13 protein-coding genes are annotated in these 16,502 nt (G+C 69.1%); 4 read left to right on the plus strand and 9 right to left on the minus strand.

Annotated elements, in window-relative coordinates; genetic code table 11:
* Nucleotides 1-142 precede the first annotated feature (142 nt).
* Complete coding sequence (locus tag CC117_RS25855; protein WP_084132799.1) at nucleotides 143-1,003, plus strand: alpha/beta hydrolase fold domain-containing protein; 861 nt, start codon at nucleotides 143-145, stop codon at nucleotides 1,001-1,003.
* Here CC117_RS25855 and CC117_RS25860 read toward each other — a convergent pair.
* Both CC117_RS25860 and CC117_RS25865 read right to left on the minus strand, forming a co-directional pair.
* Nucleotides 991-1,620, minus strand: a complete 630-nt coding sequence (locus CC117_RS25860) for a PadR family transcriptional regulator (protein WP_071088601.1) — start codon at nucleotides 1,618-1,620, stop codon at nucleotides 991-993. The genes CC117_RS25855 and CC117_RS25860 overlap by 13 nt on opposite strands.
* A gap of 175 nt (nucleotides 1,621-1,795) precedes the next feature.
* Nucleotides 1,796-2,656: a formylglycine-generating enzyme family protein gene (locus CC117_RS25865; protein WP_071088681.1), complete on the minus strand. Its 861-nt coding sequence runs from the start codon at nucleotides 2,654-2,656 to the stop codon at nucleotides 1,796-1,798.
* Nucleotides 2,657-2,956: 300 nt separating this feature from the next.
* Between CC117_RS25865 and CC117_RS25870 the strand changes: the two genes are divergently transcribed.
* Nucleotides 2,957-4,747, plus strand: a complete 1,791-nt coding sequence (locus CC117_RS25870; RefSeq protein WP_071088603.1) for a sulfatase — start codon at nucleotides 2,957-2,959, stop codon at nucleotides 4,745-4,747.
* Between the two features lie 55 nt (nucleotides 4,748-4,802).
* On the opposite strand, the gene CC117_RS37595 is transcribed toward CC117_RS25870, so the two are convergent.
* Nucleotides 4,803-5,762 carry a TolB family protein gene (locus CC117_RS37595; protein ID WP_071088605.1) on the minus strand — a complete coding sequence of 320 codons (960 nt, stop codon included), beginning with the start codon at nucleotides 5,760-5,762 and terminating at the stop codon, nucleotides 4,803-4,805.
* A gap of 388 nt (nucleotides 5,763-6,150) precedes the next feature.
* Nucleotides 6,151-7,164 (minus strand): Gfo/Idh/MocA family protein, encoded by a 1,014-nt coding sequence (locus CC117_RS25880; RefSeq protein ID WP_084132803.1) that lies wholly within the window; start codon nucleotides 7,162-7,164, stop codon nucleotides 6,151-6,153.
* 210 nt (nucleotides 7,165-7,374) lie between these two features.
* Between CC117_RS25880 and CC117_RS25885 the strand changes: the two genes are divergently transcribed.
* Together CC117_RS25885 and CC117_RS25890 are read left to right on the plus strand one after the other, a co-directional pair.
* Entirely contained in the window at nucleotides 7,375-8,418 is a 1,044-nt protein-coding gene (locus tag CC117_RS25885; RefSeq protein WP_071088684.1) for a LacI family DNA-binding transcriptional regulator, read from the plus strand.
* Between the two features lie 61 nt (nucleotides 8,419-8,479).
* Nucleotides 8,480-9,667 (plus strand): cytochrome P450, encoded by a 1,188-nt coding sequence (locus tag CC117_RS25890; RefSeq protein ID WP_071088607.1) that lies wholly within the window; start codon nucleotides 8,480-8,482, stop codon nucleotides 9,665-9,667.
* A gap of 110 nt (nucleotides 9,668-9,777) precedes the next feature.
* On the opposite strand, the gene CC117_RS25895 is transcribed toward CC117_RS25890, so the two are convergent.
* From CC117_RS25895 to CC117_RS25915, 5 genes are all read right to left on the minus strand, one after another.
* On the minus strand, nucleotides 9,778-10,368 hold the full coding sequence (locus tag CC117_RS25895) for a TauD/TfdA dioxygenase family protein (RefSeq protein WP_241830426.1): 591 nt from the start codon (nucleotides 10,366-10,368) through the stop codon (nucleotides 9,778-9,780).
* Between the two features lie 143 nt (nucleotides 10,369-10,511).
* The gene (locus CC117_RS25900; RefSeq protein ID WP_071088609.1) at nucleotides 10,512-11,780 is read right to left on the minus strand and encodes an aromatic ring-hydroxylating oxygenase subunit alpha; all 1,269 of its coding nucleotides are present in this window, start codon (nucleotides 11,778-11,780) and stop codon (nucleotides 10,512-10,514) included.
* Between the two features lie 297 nt (nucleotides 11,781-12,077).
* Nucleotides 12,078-13,550 carry a glycoside hydrolase family 43 protein gene (locus tag CC117_RS25905; protein WP_071088611.1) on the minus strand — a complete coding sequence of 491 codons (1,473 nt, stop codon included), beginning with the start codon at nucleotides 13,548-13,550 and terminating at the stop codon, nucleotides 12,078-12,080.
* A 140-nt stretch (nucleotides 13,551-13,690) separates the two neighbouring features.
* Complete coding sequence (locus CC117_RS25910) at nucleotides 13,691-13,990, minus strand: hypothetical protein (RefSeq protein ID WP_241830427.1); 300 nt, start codon at nucleotides 13,988-13,990, stop codon at nucleotides 13,691-13,693.
* A 103-nt stretch (nucleotides 13,991-14,093) separates the two neighbouring features.
* The gene (locus CC117_RS25915) at nucleotides 14,094-16,496 is read right to left on the minus strand and encodes a glycoside hydrolase family 3 N-terminal domain-containing protein (RefSeq protein WP_071088616.1); all 2,403 of its coding nucleotides are present in this window, start codon (nucleotides 16,494-16,496) and stop codon (nucleotides 14,094-14,096) included.
* Between the last annotated feature and the right edge of the window lie 6 nt (nucleotides 16,497-16,502).

Consider the following 16,502-nt stretch of genomic DNA (forward strand, 5'->3'; position numbering starts at 1 on the left):
TCTTCTCTGGTAAGAGCGATCATTTCAGCGGGCGGGTGCCCCACATTCCCCGAACCAAAGCGTGACTACATTCCGTCACCCCAGGTCGTCACGCACAGTTCATGGCCGGGCACGCCCTCCAGCCGACTGCGGAGAGCCCGAAATGGTACTCGGGGAGTTCCCCATCACCGAGCAGGAGCGCGCGGTCCCGGTCTCGGACGCGGACGCGGAGATCACCGTCTCGGTGTTCACCTCTCGGGATCACGCCGGCGCCGGCCCGGGAATCGTGTGGATACACGGCGGCGGCATGGTCGCCGGGCATCGTTTCATGGTCGAGCCGGCTCTTCGCCTGGCGGCGGCAGCCGCCGCCGTGGTCGTGTCCGTCGAATACCGGCTCCCTCCGGAGCATCCTGCTCCCACACCCGTTGACGACTGTTACGCCGCACTGCGCTGGACGGCGGATCACGCCGGCGAGCTGGGAATCGACGCCGCGGCGCTCATCCTGGCCGGCGGCAGCGCCGGCGGTGGGCTCGCCGCAGGCACGGCGCTGCGCGTCCGCGACGACGGTGGGCCCGGCCTCGCCGGGCTGCTGCTGTCGTCCCCGATGCTCGACGACCGGATGAACACCGCCTCGGCCCATATGACCGGCGCCCTGCCGTGGAGCCGGACCAGCAACGAGACCGGATGGCGCATGCTGCTCGGGGATCGCGTCGGCACGGACGACGTGTCCCTCTACGCGGCGCCCGCCCGGGCGACCGACCTGAGCGGGCTCCCCCCGACCTTCATCGACGTCGGTTCGGTCGATCTCTTCCGCGACGAGGCCGTCGCCTTCGCCTCGACGATCTGGGCCGGCGGCGGCGACGCCGAACTCCACGTCTGGCGCGGCGGGTACCACGGCTACGAGGGCTACGCGCCCAGAGCCGCTCTCACCGTCGACACTCTCGCGGCCCGCGAACACTGGCTCACCCGAGTACTCGCTCGAGCTGGCGGTGGCCATCCCGCGAGTCCCGGTCAGGCCGGGTGATCGCAGTCGGTCGGCGGGCTGTTCGGCGCCGGCCGGCGAGGAGATCCGTCGGCGCGACCCGACTCCTCAAGCCGGATCAGGGTGAGCTGGAGCCAGGTGACGTACGCGCGGACGGACGTATAACCCCACTCGTGGGCGAGGAGGTAGATCTCCCGCGCGAACGCCGGATCGACGTCGGGAATCTGGGGTTCGAGATCGCCGGGCGGTTGCTGCATCCGACCGTCCGGGCTGACGTTCGCGAGTCGGTACTCCAGTTCGGTGCGGACCACGTCAACGGCGATCTGGCGGTCGATCTGGCCGCCGAAGACGAAGCGGAGAATGAAGTCGGGGTCCATGGGCCGCGTCGAGGGTTCGTAGGGTGAACGCGCCCACGCCACCAGATGCTGGCGGCCTGCCTCGGTCAGCGTGTACACCTTCGCGGTGGGTCGTCCGTCGCGTGGGTCGACCTCGAACTCCACGAGGCCCTGGTCGGTGAGTCGACCGAGCCGGCGGTAGATCTGCGGTAGCTGGACGCCATAGCCGATGAACCGCAGTGGCCCCTCCATCCCACGTCGGAGGTCATAGCCGGAGAGACGACGCATGGCCAGCATGCCGAGGATCACGAAATCGAGGTGCACGGCCGTCCTCCCGCCCGGAGCTGTTGGCGCAGATCAGTGTCTACAGACCGTCCCCACGGGTCGCCTCTGGGTCGCCCCCGGGTCTCCGTCCCCGAGCGACGGGCGGATCGGACGCCGGGCCACCGAGGAGCGCCCGGTCAGCGCCACCTATGTTCCTCGGTACTTTTCCCGGCTCTCACCTGGTGGGCCGGTCGAGACTGCGAGCGCAGCGGAACCCCGCGTGACCGCTGGAGCTGTCAACGCTGTTCGCGGTGCGCGCGGCGACCCGGTAGCGGTTGCAGTAGGAGTCGTGGCACAGGTGTGATCCGCCGCGGATCACCTTGTCCCGGCCCTTCGCCGGCCCGGCCGGGTTGATCGCGACCGACGCCGGATCGCCATGGTCGGTCGTCCACCAGTCGGCGCACCACTCCCAGACATTGCCCGACATGTTGTACAGCCCGTAACCGTTTGGCTCGTACGCGTCGACCGGCGCGGTGCCGCGGTAGCCGTCGGTGGCGAGGTTCCTGGTGGGGAAGTTCCCGCGCCAGATGTTGCATCGATACTCACCCGCCGGGTCCAGCTCGTCGCCCCACGGGAAACGGCGCTGTTCCAGACCCCCACGTGCCGCGTACTCCCACTCCGCCTCGGTGGGCAGGCGGGTGCCCGCCCACCGGCAGAACACAGCGGCGTCGTTCCACGACACATGGACCACCGGATGGTCCTGCCGTTGGGCCGTCGAGCTGCCCGGCCCTTCCGGACGGCACCAGTTCGCCCCGGTCACCCCGCACCACCAGGGCGTGCGCGCGGGGCGGGGGGCGCCGCGCCGCAACGCCGCGGGCAGGAAGCCCGCGAACACGTAGGACCAGCCGAGACGCTCCGCCTCCGTGACATAGCCGGTCGCGTCCACAAAGGCAGCGAACCGGGCGTTGGTGACGGCGTGCGCGTCGATGGCGAAGGAGTCGACCCGGACCCGACGTACCGGCCCCTCACCGTCGGACGGGAAACCGTCCGCGTCCTCGGTACCCATGAGGAACTCTCCGCCCGCGACGACCACCATCTCGCCGGGCGCCGCGCCGTGGCCGGTCCGCTCGTCGTCCGGCGGCCGCGCGGTGGTCGGCGGCCGCGCGGTGGTCGGCGGCCGCGCGGTGGTCGGCGGCCGCGCTGCGGTCGACAGCTCGGCGACGCTGCCACGCGGCGGTGCGCAACAGCTCGGTGTCCCATCGGCCGGCCCCTGCACGGACATCCAACCCCCCGCCCACACCTCTTCGGCTTGTTCACGCCATTACCGCACTATATGTTCTCACGAACATAGTAATCACTGCCACACATCGCGGCGGCCGCGCCGGGAGGGACTCGCATGAAGGCGATCATGGTGATGTTCGACACTCTCAACCGACGGTTTCTGCCGCCCTACGGCGGACCCGACTGGGTCCATGCGCCGAACTTCACCCGGCTCGCGGAGCGCACGGTCACCTTCGACACCTGCTACGCCGGCAGCATGCCGTGCATGCCGGCGCGCCGAGAACTGCACACCGGCCGCTACAACTTCCTGCACCGCGGCTGGGGCCCTCTGGAACCCTTCGACGACTCGTGCCCTGAGCTGCTCGGCGACCACGGTGTGTACACGCATCTGGTCACCGACCACCCCTACTACTGGGCGGACGGCGGCGCCACCTACCACAACCGATTCCGGACCTTCGAGCTGCTGCGCGGGCAGGAAGGCGACCCCTGGAAGGGCCATGTCGCCGAACCCGAGATCCCCGAGAGCATCCGGACCCGGCGCGGGGAGGCGTGGCGGCAGGACTGGATCAACCGCGGCTATCTCACCACCGAGGCCGACCAGCCGCAGACCCTGACGTTCGACGCCGGTCTGGAGTTCATCCGGACCAACCACGGCGAGAACCACTGGTTCCTCCAGATCGAGACATTCGATCCCCACGAACCGTTCTTCACCCAGGACCACTACAAGGAGCTGTACCCGCACGACTACGACGGCCCGCGCTTCGACTGGCCCGACTACCAGACAGTCCGCGAGACGCCCGAACAGGTCGAGCACGTCCGCTATGAGTACGCCGCGCTGCTGTCCATGTGCGACCGCAATCTCGGCCGTGTTCTGGACGCCATGGACGAGCATGAGCTGTGGGACGACACGATGCTCATCGTCTGCACCGACCACGGTTTCCTGCTCGGTGAGCACGGCTGGTGGGGAAAGAACGTCCAGCCGTGGTACGACGAGACGATTCACACCCCGCTGTTCATCTGGGACCCGCGCAGCCGCCGTACCGCGCAACACCGACAGTCGCTCGTCCAGACCATCGACCTCGGCCCGACCGTGCTGGAGTTCTTCGGCGTCGACCGCACCCCGGACATGATGGGTTCTCCGCTGGGGCCGACGGTCGCCGACGACACACCGGTGCGCGAGGCGGCGCTCTTCGGCCTGTTCGGCGGCCATGTGAGTGTCACCGACGGCCGCTATGTCTACATGCGGGCCGCAGCGACCGCGATGAACCGGCCGCTCTACGAGCACACTCTGATGCCGACGCACATGCAGGCCCGCTTCTCGCCGAAGGAGCTCCGCGACGCCGAACTGCTGCCGCCCGGCACGTTCGCGTTCACCAAGGAGGCCCCGGTGCTCCGAACTCCGGGTATGGCGCTACCCAACCCGAACTCCTTCGGCAGCCTGCTGTTCGACCTGCAGACCGATCCCGCGCAGGAGCACCCCCTGGAAGACGACGAGCTGGAACTGCGCATGACCCGCCTGCTCGTCGACCTCCTGCACACCTCGGATGCACCGCCGTCGCAGTTCGAGCGCCTGGGCCTACCGATCACCGGGCCCGTGACCGCCGATCACCTGCTGGTGCGCGTTCAACGCCAGCGCATCGCCGCCGCGGCCACCGCGCCGCCGCCGCGTGCCGAGGACTACCCCACCGGGCGCCTCAGCGTGCACACGCCGATCGGCGAGCTCGCCGACGATCCGAAGGCCGAGCAGATCGTCCGTGACCACGGCCTGGGAATCCTGTTCGACGGCCCGCTGCTCCGGATGGCCCCGAGTGCCTCACTGTTCACCCTCACCATCTCCGCCTCAGGTGCCGTCCCGCGCGAGCTCCTGCCCGCGATCGCCGAAGAACTCGCTGCGGCCGACGGGTAGAAGCCACGGTCCCGGGCCGCGCGACCAGCGCGGCCCGGGACCGACGAAGCGGGGGTCAGGTGGCTGGTTGCGGCGAGTAGGGCGGAAGTCGGTCCGCTTCGACCGACGCATGGCCCTGCCCGCTCCTGTCCCATTTCTCGAGGTCGAAGAGCAGGAGCGCGGAGCCCTCACCATGATCGTCGTTGGGGTCCTTCAGGGTGAAGGCGATCCACCGGGAATCCGGTGATACGACAGGTTGGTTGGCGCCGTATCCGTCGAACTCGGTGAAGTAGGTGAGGCGTTCCCACGTCGCCTCGCCGTCCAGGGGCACCCGCCAGAGGTCGATGCTGATCGGCCCCAGGGTGCTGGTGACATCCCGTTCGGCGAGGATCCAGCGGCCGGCCGGGTCGATGCCCTCGGCCTCGTCGTACCAGGGCGAGCGGGAGTGGTTGACGATCTGCCCGGTCACGCGGTCGATGCTCATGACCTCGGAGCCCTGGTACCCGTACATGGTGAAGAGAAGTTGACGGTCGGTGCCGTGCCGGCCTCGCACGGAGCGGAAGTCCTGGGACTCCAACAGCACCGGCCCGGGGAAGTCGTCGCGATCGACGATCTTGGTCGCGTCGACCAGCGACGGCGTACCGCGGCGGTCATAGCTGATGCGGCCGGTGAAGATCTGGGACTGGGCGGTCTGGATATCCCGGTCGGGGTCGTAGAAGTCGTACTGGGAACGGACCCAGGCGATCGTCATGGAACCGGGTGCGTGCGAGACGGCGATGCCCTCCCAGCACGACTGGTTGAGCGGCACCGGCGGCCTCTGCCCGAGCGGGCGCTGCATCAGCCAGATCTTCCCGTCGATGCGCCCGCCGGTGGCGTCGGCTGGTGCGCACAGGACGAGATCACCGTTGGTGAGCGGGGTTGCCCGTAGTACCTTCGGGGCGAAGCTCCCGGTCAGTTTCGTGGCCTTTGGCCGCCGGTCGGTGCCGTGGCCACGGTCGAGCCGATAATCCCAGACCTCGCCGTTCTCGTCAATCACGAAAAGGCTGCGGCCGTCGGGAGAAAACTGGGGTTTCGTTGCCGCGCCGACCCCCTCGGGTAAGGGCAGCTGGCGGATGTGCTCGGGTAGGACACCCAACGGGGAACCGGCCTCCGGGCCGCCCGTTTATGCAGGGCCGGAGGCGGCCTGGGACGGTGCGGTGGTGAAGACCGTAAGCACCCCCAGAACCAGCGCCGCGACAGCAGTACCGCGCATTCTCATTTTTCCTCCAGAGCATCACGAGTGAAATGATCGACATCAGGTCGACACCGTCACACATGTTCATGTTTTGCTTCTACGCAAAAATCATGGCAGCSCACGCCCCAGGAACRGGAAGCGTGATGTGAGGATCCGAGAAAGAACCGTGAGGTTTTCAGGCGGCGCGGCGTCAGGCGTTGTCGGCGGGGTAGCGCACACCGATCTGGGCGCGTGCGGCGTCGAGCGTCCGCATGATCGAGACTGATTCGCCCAGCGGCATGATGTCGCTGTCGAGGTGCCCGGACCGCAACCGTTCGTGTACATGACGGGCCTGGTGATGCAGGCCTCCACCGGCCGTCCCGTCGCCGTCGCCGTCCCGGGCGGCCGGCAGGTGCAGACGCTCGGTGCCACTCCCCCGTTGCACGACGAGCTCGTCCGGGCAGTGCATGAACGCCGGCAGCTCAATGCTTCCGGCGGTGCCGGTGACCCGGCCGGTACATGTCAGGCCAGCACGGAGCGAGGCCTTGGCGATGGCGATCGCGCCACTGTCGTAGGAGGTCAGGACGGCGAGGTGCTCATCGACACCGGTCTCGCCGAGCTGCCCGAACGCCGCGACCCGGCTCGGCTCACCGAGCAGCATGCTGGCCAGCGACACCGGGTAGACGCCCAGGTCCAGCAGCGCACCGCCGCCCAGGGCAGGGTCGAACAGCCGGTGGGTGGGTGTCATCGGCAACCGGAATCCGAAGTCACCCTCAACCGAGAGCACGGTACCGATCTCACCGGCCGTCACCAGTTCACGCAGCGTGGCGTAGGCGGGCAGGAATCGGCTCCACATCGCCTCCATCAGGAACCTTCCGTGCGCTCTGGCCATGGCGACCATGTCGGCGGCCTGGCCGGCGTTGAGCGCGAACGGCTTCTCACACAGCACCCCGTGCCCGGATTTCAGGAAAAGCAGGGTGTGCTCGTGATGATGCGAGTGCGGGGAGGCCACATAAACGATATCGATACCGTCGTCGGCGGCAAGGAGCTCGTACGAGTCGTACCTGCGGTGCGGGGCGATGCCGTACTTCTCACCGAATTCGTCGGCGGTCTGCCGGCTGCGGGAACCGACGGCGACCAGCTGAGCCTCCGGAAGGCGACTCAGCGCGTCGGCGAAACCTCTGGCGATCGCCCCGGTGCCCGCGATACCCCAGCGAAATGCCATACGTACCCCATTCTCCAGAGGGCACCACAGCCGGGCGCCGTCGCGGCTCTGCTCCGCCGCCCGGAGGCCGGCGGCAACGGTGTCTCACGCGACACCTTGATCCACGTGTGACACGTGTAATGTGAGGCCATAGTTACACGTGTAAAGTACGCGCACAAGTGGACAGCCGGGATGCAGGTAACGGACGGGTGGTCGATGCAGTGCCGGTCGATGATCGACAAATCTGAGGGGCGGTCGGGCCCCACCGTGGCGCCGGCGGCGCCGGCGCGGCCCACCAGCGCTGATGTGGCACGGCGTGCCGGCGTGTCGCGGGCAACGGTCTCCCACGTCCTCAACAGCACCGACCACCCGGTCAGCGAACGGACCCGGCAGCGGGTCCTCGCGGCGGCACAGGAGCTGCAGTACGCCCCGAACGCGTCGGCCCGGGCGCTGCGCGCCGGACGCAGCAACATCGTCCTGGTGCCCATGTCACGGTCCGCAGTCATCCCCGGTCAGGACGAGTTCCTCGAGAACCTCGATCGGGAACTGGCCGACCGCGACCTGGTCCTGCTGATGCACGGCGACCGCACCACCAACGGCGCACGGGGAGCCCACGCCTGGGCCGAACTTCGCCCCGCCGCGGTGTACCTCGATGTGTCCCGCGGTACCCCGGCCGCCGTGGAGCTGCTGCGGCGGGCGGGCGTGCAGGCGATCCTGCTGACCGGCGTCCCGAGCGTGACCTACGCGCCCACCGTGCCACTCGATCCCGCCGCGGCGGCCCGTCTGGCGACGCAGCACCTGCTCACGAGGGGCAGTCGGCGCCTCGCCTGCCTGGTGCCCGGTGGGGCGCTGGCGGAGGTCTCCGCGCGGCGTCACCACGCTGTGGTGCAGGTCGCGGCAGCTGACAACGTGCCGGTTGAACGGGTGGACTGCGAACTGTCCTCAGACAGCATCGCGCCGGTGGTCGGCCGATGGCGCGATCCGGCGCACCGCCCCGACGCGGTGTACGCCAGCAACGACCAGTTCGCCATCCTGCTCATCCACAAGCTGCTCGAGGCTGGGCTGGAAGTCCCCCAAGACATCGCGGTGGTCGGCTCAGGCGACGATCCGCTCGGCGCCGCGCTGCGGCCCGCACTCACCACCACCAGCTTCGTCGTGCCAGAGATCGCGCGGGTGGTCGCGTCCTCGATCCGACGGCTCCTCGACGGCCACGACCTTGATCCGGACATGGAGGCTGCCCTGCGGCCACGCCTGGTCATCCGGGAGTCCGGGTGAGGGCCCTGCCCCCGCACGGCCTGAGCCTCATCCCGCTGGCACCAACGAAAGGACTCATCCTGTGACGGACGATCTGTACTGGGACCCGTTCGACAAGGAGATCGACGTCGACCCCCACCCGCTGTGGAAGCGGATGCGTGACGACGCACCGGTCTATCGCAACGAGAAGTTCGACTTCTACGCCCTCTCCCGCTTCGCCGACGTCGACGCGGCCCACCTCGATCCCGAGACCTACAGCTCCAAGTACGGCACGGTCCTCGAGCTGATGAAGCCGGAACCGTGGGACACCGGCCAGATGATCTTCATGGACCCGCCCGCGCACACCACCCTGCGCGTCCTGGTCTCCCGGGCCTTCACCCCGCGCCGCGTCGGTGGCCTCGAGGGCGTCATCCGTGACCTGTCCGCCGAGCTGCTCGACCGTCAGATCGGCAGCGGCGGGTTCGACTTCGTCCAGGACTTCGCCGCCCAGCTCCCCTCCCTGGTCATCTCCCAGCTCATCGGCGTCGACCCCGCCGACCGGGAGGACGTCCGGAAGATGATCGACGGGACGTTCTATCTGGACCCGGAAAAAGGCATGTTCAACGAGACCGCCATGGCGGCCACCGCCCAGTTCCACGCCTACCTGACGGGGCAGCTCGAGGAACGAGCGCGGAACCCCCGGGATGACATGATGACCGCGCTCATCCAGGCGGAGATCACCACCGAGGACGGCACCCGCCGGCTCAGCCTCCGCGAGGCCTCGGACTTCACCGGGCTGCTCGTCTCGGCAGGCACGGAGACCGTCGCACGGCTGCTCGGCTGGGCCGGCGTCCTGCTGGCTGCCCACCCCGACCAGCGGGCCGCCCTGGCCGCCGACCCGTCGCTGCTGCCGGGCGCGGTCGAGGAGACCCTGCGCCACGAGGCGCCGTCTCCCGTCCAGGGCCGTGTTCTCACCCGCGACGTCGAACTGCACGGTACCACGATCCCCGCCAGGTCCAAAATCCTGCTGCTCACCGGCTCCGCCGGGCGTGACGATCGCAAGTACGACGACCCGGACCGCTACGACACCCGGCGCACGTTCGACCGCCACCTCTCCCTGGGCCGCGGCGTCCACTTCTGCCTCGGCGCCTCCCTCGCCCGCATGGAGGGACGCATCGCCCTGGAGGAGACCCTGCGCCGGTTCCCGACCTGGGACGTCGACCATGACAACACGGTGCGCCTGCACACCAGCACCGTCCGCGGCTACGAGAAGCTGCCGATCATCGTCTAGGTGTCACGCCGGGCCGCGGGAGGCGATGCGACGTTGCCAGTGATCGGGTGGCACGCGCCGTGAACCGCAGCGGCAGCGGTTCACGGGCGCAGACCCCGCGCGAAGCAGAACTACGCGACAGCTTCCTCTCCGGCCAGTGATGCACGGTGCATCAACCTGGTCGATGACCTCGCCCGCGGTGGAGCCGACGAGCAGCGACTTGCGGCCACTGCCGCGGGTCCAGACGATCGGCTGCTTCCGGGTCGGGTTGCGGTCCCAGAGCGTCCGTTCCTCAGGTGAGGGGTTGGGAATGGTGAGGGGTTGGGAATGGCGACGAGCTGGGACGCGGCGAAGCTGTGCAGGGCAGACAGATCCGCCAGCTCGGCCTTCTCCGCCTCGGGAAGTGCTTCGTAGGCGGCGTAGGTGTTGGCGAACTCGGTGTCGCCCTCGCCGTCGTCGGTCACCTGTCGCGCGGTGAGCAGGGTGGCCTTGTCCGGCACTTCGCCGGTGGTCCCGTCGATGTGCCAGTGGAACGTGGCCTCGCGGTACGCCGCCAGCCTGCTCTGCGACGCGTCGCGGGTGATCCGCTGGATCTCCTTGTACTTGTGGCCGCCCATCGGCAGTGGCAGGACGTTGCCGAGCAGCCGACCGAAGGCAATCAGGTCCTCGTCGTCGATGCTGGCCTCGCTGAAGACGACGACGCCGGTCTCCTCGAGTGCCATCAGAGTGGCCCCGGCGACGTCCGGGTCGACAAGCTGTCTAGCCCCTGAGTCCGGTGAACACTGTCCCGGTGTTCGGCGTGATCTTATTTCCGGTGATACCCATGGCCCCTTCTTTCTCTGCTGGCCGTGTCTCCCCGCCGGGGTTACTTCGTCGCGGCCTGGTAGGCGGCGACGGCGTCGTTCGCGGACTTGTGGAGATGACGGATGAGGATCTCCTGGTCGTTGAGCGGAAAATCCCGGACCGCGCGGGACTCGAGCATGGTCTGCGTCGCCTCGAGGGTGTTGCAGTCCTGCAGCGCGAACTCCTTGAACGTGACCGCGGCCAGCTCGTGACGGAGACGCTCCGCCGCATTCTTCGGCGGGACGAAGTACAGCGTCCCCTCGAAGATGTGCTGGTTGTACGCAGTCGGCCAGTAGTGGTACGTGAGATACCAGCCCGGCGCCCAGATCAGGATCATGAAGTTCGGGAAGAACAGATACGAGTCGTTGCCCCATGCCCGGTGGCCCGACGGGTTGACGCCCTCGGGCAGCGGGTCGAGACCCGTGATGTCGGGACGGTCCCAGGGTCCGAAGTTGCCGCTGCGCAGAATGCGTTCGATCGGCTTCACCATGGAGAGGTCCTTGGGCGGTGACATACCGCCCCACGCGGACTGCATCGAGTGCCGGCCGTCGAGGTCGTAGTGGAGCCCCTCGTAGCCGTAGCTCATGAGCTTGCGGGATTCGTTGCCCACGTACTGCTTCGCATGCAGGACGGGCGCGTGGTAGAACTCGGCGAACGCGTCGATATAGAGCTTCCAGTTACTCCTGACGGGCGCCCGGTACCGGTAGACCTCGGTCATCTGGTCGAACGGGTAGCCTTCCATGCCTTTCGCGAACCGCCCGAGGTACTCGCGCACCGGGGTGTTGTCCTCGTTGTCGAGGTTGATGAAGATGAAGCCTTCCCAGACCTCACAGCGCACTGCCGCGAGACCGAGCTTCGACTTGTCGAGGTCGAAGAACTCCGACTCCTGCTGGACGAAGGTGCAGGCGCCGTCGAGCCCGTAGCGCCAGGCGTGGTACTTGCACTGGAACTGGCGCGTGGCGCCCTCGACCTCCTCGTGCGGGAAGTCATTCCACACCAGCTTGTTGCCGCGGTGGCGGCAGACGTTGTGGAAGGCACGAATCTGGTCCTCGTTGTCACGAACGACGATGATCGAGGTACGGGCGGCGGCGATCTCCTTGGTGAAGTAGTCTCCCCGCTTCGGAATCTGCTCCACGCGGCCGACACTGAGCCAGCTCCGCTCAAAGATCGCCTTGCGTTCCAGCTCGTAGTGCTCCGGCGAGATCGAATCATCGAACGAGACGAAATCGGTTCCCAGATCGGGGAAGTGCTCCGTCCAGCTGCCCTCGACGGGCTTGGTGAAGTGCGGCATCAGCTGTCTCCAAGGTACCGGGCCGGTGTGGAACGACGACATAAAACGTACGATGGCGTCTAGTTTTGGTCAACCGCCGGCAGGAGCACTGATCATCGGGCAGCCTCCAGCCCTCTCAGACGAGGGCGCCCACCAGGAGGTACGGACTGGCCACCGAACAGATAGCCGTCGGCCGTCCACCCCGGCGCCGGTTCCGCCGACAACTGGACGGATCCGTCCGGTTTCGAGTGATGTTGATCTTCGTGGCGACGCGCGGCGCAGCGCCGTCGCGCGACAGGGTGTCGGTGCTGTGCCGGGTCAGCTCGACCCGATCGCCTGGTAGGCGAAACGGGCGAGCGTGGCGTCGGTGTTGCCCACCGCCTCGACACCGATGACCCGGCCGGTGAAGCCACTGGCGACTTCGGTGGACAGGTACCGGCCGTCGACAGCGGCGAGGGCCTGGAAGGCGCCGTCCCGGACCCAGCCGAGCTCGATCAGGTCGGGGCCCTGGCTGAGACCGGGACCTTCGGGGTAGGTGACCGCGCGGATGGCGAGGAGATGCTCCGCGGCGATCCCGTCCTGCGCCGCGAGTGTCTGGTCGAGAGGGCCGATCACCACCCGGACGCGCAGGGTCCGGCCCTGCCGCTGGACGGCGGCCCAGTGGGCGTCGTCAACGCGCACGGTCAGGCTGGCGTCTCCGTCGGGAACGAGTGCCGTGGCCTGCCACTGCGCGTCCCGGGCACAGGTCGCGAGCAGATGCCGTGCCTCGCGTGCGTCGGCGGCGCGGCCGGCGGCGAGCGTGATCCCGCCTCCGGCGCGGCGCCGGACGAAGGTGGCGGGGTCGGTGCCGGGCGAGATCCAGCGGGGATGCAGGGCCGCGGCGGAGAAGTCGTCGTCGAAGGACGTCACCGCCGGCGCGGGTGCGAACCGGTCCTCGACGACGGTGGGCCAGCCGTCGGCCCAGTCGATGCCGGCCAGGAAGGTCTCCCGTCCGTTGACGTGGAACTGTGGCGTCGTGCCCCGGGGCCGGACCCCGAGGTGCACCATGGCCCAGGATCCGTCGGGACGCTCGACCAGATCCGCGTGGCCGGTGTTCTGCACCGCGTGGTCGGTGCCGGCCCGGGTCAGGATGGGATTGGCGGGGTTGCCGGCGAACGGCCCAGTGATGGCGCGTGACCGCGCCACTGTCACGGCGTGGCCCCGCTCCGTGCCGCCTTCGGCAATGACGAGATACCACCAGCCGTCACGGTGGAACAGATGCGGGCCTTCGGGATGCGCGAGCCCGGTCCCACGCCACAACGTCTGCGGCTGGGTCAGGAGCTTGCCGCTCTCGGGATCGACGGCCGCCTGGAGAATGCCCGCGTCCGGGCGGGTCCAGCTGACGTAGCAGGTCCCGTCGAGGTCCCAGGCCAGGTCGGGGTCGATACCGATCGCCCGGCCGACGTAGGTCGGCTCGCTCCAGGGCCCGGCGGGGTCCGCGGTGTGGACGATCAGGTGGCCTCTGAGGACGTCGGTGCGATTGGTGGTGATCAGCCAGAACCGGCCGTCGCGGTGCCGCAGTGTCGGCKCGTAGATGCCCGCGTTCGCACCGGCCAGGCCGGCTGACACCTTCAGCTGGCTGGGGCGGGTGAGCACGTTGCCGATCTGCTCCCAGGCGGTCAGGTCGGTGCTGTGGAAGATCGGCACCCCGGGGAAGTACTCGAAACTGGACGTGGCCAGGTAGTAGTCGTCACCGACCCGGCAGATCGTCGGGTCCGGGTGAAAGCCGGGCAGGATCGGATTGACGTTCACTGGCCTGAGCTCCCTCGTTCTCGCTGGCTGGCTGGGCGATCAGTCGCCGGCGGGCAGGGGCCGGTGCGGAGCCGTCGTGGAGGTCAGCCACGCCGTGATCCGGTCCAGGCTGCGCTCGGCCGCTGGCGTGAACGGTTCGTTCAGGTGCCCGCGCCGTCGAGATCACCGGTGACGAAGGCGCCACCGTGCGCCCAGACCAGCGCCGCGTCTGTCGCGCGGCCCGGCTCGCGGTAGAGCCGGGCCGGCATCCGTCCGGCGCCGTCGATGGTCACGTCACGGACCTCGACCCGGGCCAGTTCGGGGTAGTGGGCGGTGAGGGCCGCGGTGTCCGGACCAGCCGGTATCCGCTCGGCTATCACCTCGGGACGTGTTGTCTCCAGGCAGCGGACCCAGCCGGCGAAAGGCGTGAGGGTTCGCTCCTCGCCATGCTCAGTGGGCACGGTGACCCTGACCATGCGACATGCTGCGTTCTCCTTGATCGATGCTGGTCTCCCGCCAGGCGCCGCGGGGTGGACGCGGCCCGGAACCGGGAGGGACCGGAGCTCAGGCGCTGCGCGCGGGAATGGTGATCGTCCCGGTGGCGCGGATGTCATCGCTGCTGAACCCGGCGAGCAGGGTCACCTCGCCGGCCTCGACACCCCGGGAGCCGTCGACCATCGTGTAGAAGAGGCGCTCGACGGGGGCGTCGAGCGAGACGGTCGTGCGTTGGCCCGCCACCAGCGTGAGCCGGGTGAAACCGATCAGCTGTCGCACGGGGCGGACCACCATCGCGGCTTTGTCGCGGGCGTAGAGCTGGACGACGGTCTCACCGTCGACCTCGCTGGCGTTGGTCACGACGAGCCGTGCTCGGATGACCCCGTCGACCTCCTCGACGGCTGCCCCGGCGGAGTCGTCGAGGGCGATGTCGAAGGTGCTGTAGGACAGGCCGTGGCCGAAGGGGTAGAGCGGTCCGTTGTCGGCGAGGTCGTTGTAGCCGTGCCGGGAGCCCGTGGGGTGGCCGTAGCCACTGCCGTGGTGATGTCCGTGGTAGAGGGGCACCTGGCCGAGGTGGCGGGGGAAGGTGCTGGGCAGTTTGCCGCTGGGGTTGACCGTGCCGAAGACCGTGTCGGCGATCGCCGCGCCGGCCTCCTCGCCGAGCAGCGGTGCGAGCAGGACGGCGTTCGACGCCTGGGCGACCGGGCCGAGCAGCAACGGTCGTCCGGAGACGACCACGGTCACCAGCGGCTTCCCCGTGGCGGCCAGCAGCGTGATGAGCGCCTCCTGGTCGCCCGGCAGGGTGGGCGAGGCGGTCGACTGGCCTTCACCGGCGGTGTTGTTGCCGACCCAGCCGGTCCGCTCGCCGACCACGGCGATGACGATGTCGGCATCGGCCACGGCCTGCTCGACATCGGCGCCGTCCAGGGGGTGTTCGGCGTCAGCCTCGAACCGCCCGAGCGGGGCGTACGCGATGGACGAGTCGGTCCGCCGCAGTGCGTCGAGCACAGTGGGCGCGTCGGGGTGGAGTCTGCGTGCCTCGGCCTCGAACCGTTCGTCCATCCCGGGCATCCGGGGCTGGAAGATGTCGGTGAAGACGAAGGTCGCCGGGTCGACTCCCGGGACCTGGCCGGTCATCACCGCGACCATTCCCAGCGGTACCTCGGCGTTCGAGACCGAGGTGTAGGCGCCGAAGTGGATGCGCAGTTCGTCGGCTGCGGGGCCGACCACGACGATGCGGCCGCCGTGGGGCGTGAGCGGGAGGGTGCCGTCGTTGTCGAGCAGGACCATTCCCCGCTCGGCGATGGCGCGGCGTACCGTCGCCGGCTCGGCGCGCTCCGGTGTTCCGGTCGCGGGAGCGGACCCGCGCGCCGACAGGCCGGGGATGAGGCCGGCGCGGGCCTTCGCAGCGAGGACRCGGGTGGTGGCGATGTCGATGATCTTCTCGTCGAGCCGGCCGCTGCTGACCTCCTCCACCAGCTGGGAGTAGTTCGTGTCGCCGGGGAGCTCGACGTCGAGGCCTGCGCTGACCGCCTGGACTGCGGCGTGCGCCGGTGAGACAGCGGTGTTGAAGAAGCGGGTCTGCAGCGTCACGGAGTCGTAGTCGCTGACGACCAGGCCGGTGAAGCCGAGCTGCTCGCGCAGCAGCTCGGTGAGCAGCCAGCGGTCGGCGGCGCAGGGGATGCCGTCGATTTCGTTGTAGGAGTTCATGATGGTCGCGAGGTCGGCCTCGGCGATGGCACGGCGGAACGGCTCGGCGTACTCGTCGACGAGGGCCCGCCGGCCGAGCTGGGTGATGGCCTGGTTGAGGCCTCCCTCGGAGGCGCCGTATCCGACGAAGTGCTTGCCACAGGCCAGCACTCCCGACTCGCCGTCGGCGCCCTGGATGCCGCGTACGAAGGCGACGGAGAACTGTGCGGCCAGCTCCGGGTCTTCCCCGTAGGTCTCATGGACGCGGCCCCAGCGTGGATCGCGGGCGAGGTCCATGACCGGGGAGAGCGCATGCTGGATCCCGGCTGCGCGCATGTGGGCGGCGCTCACGGCCGCGGCCCGTGTCACGAGCGCGGGATCCCAGGTGGCCGCCTGCGCCCAGGAGGTCGGGAACTGCGGGCCCGAGCTGTGCAGCAGGCCGCTGATCGCCTCGAAGTGGATGAGCGCCCCGATCCCGAACGGCGTCGTCTCCCGGACCGCCGCCTGGACCCGCGCGAGATCGGACCGCAGGCTGTCGGCGTCGTGGCCGAGGAACCAGGCCAGTGACAGGTGCCCCACACCGTGGGGCCGCAGCGCCGGCAGCCGGCTGACGTCGATGGCCGGGCTGGTCTTCCGCGGGTCCGCCCCGCCCGGGCCGGGGCTGGTGGGACGCACGACGAGATCGGTGACGGCGAACCCCGTGAGCTGGGCGACCTTCTGCTCCAGGGTGAGCTGGGAGACCAGGTCCGCGACCTTCTCGGGGGTCAGTGTGGTGACGGTCAAGACGGG

This window comes from Parafrankia colletiae, from assembly GCF_001854655.1.
Lineage (GTDB): Bacteria > Actinomycetota > Actinomycetes > Frankiales > Frankiaceae > Parafrankia > Parafrankia colletiae.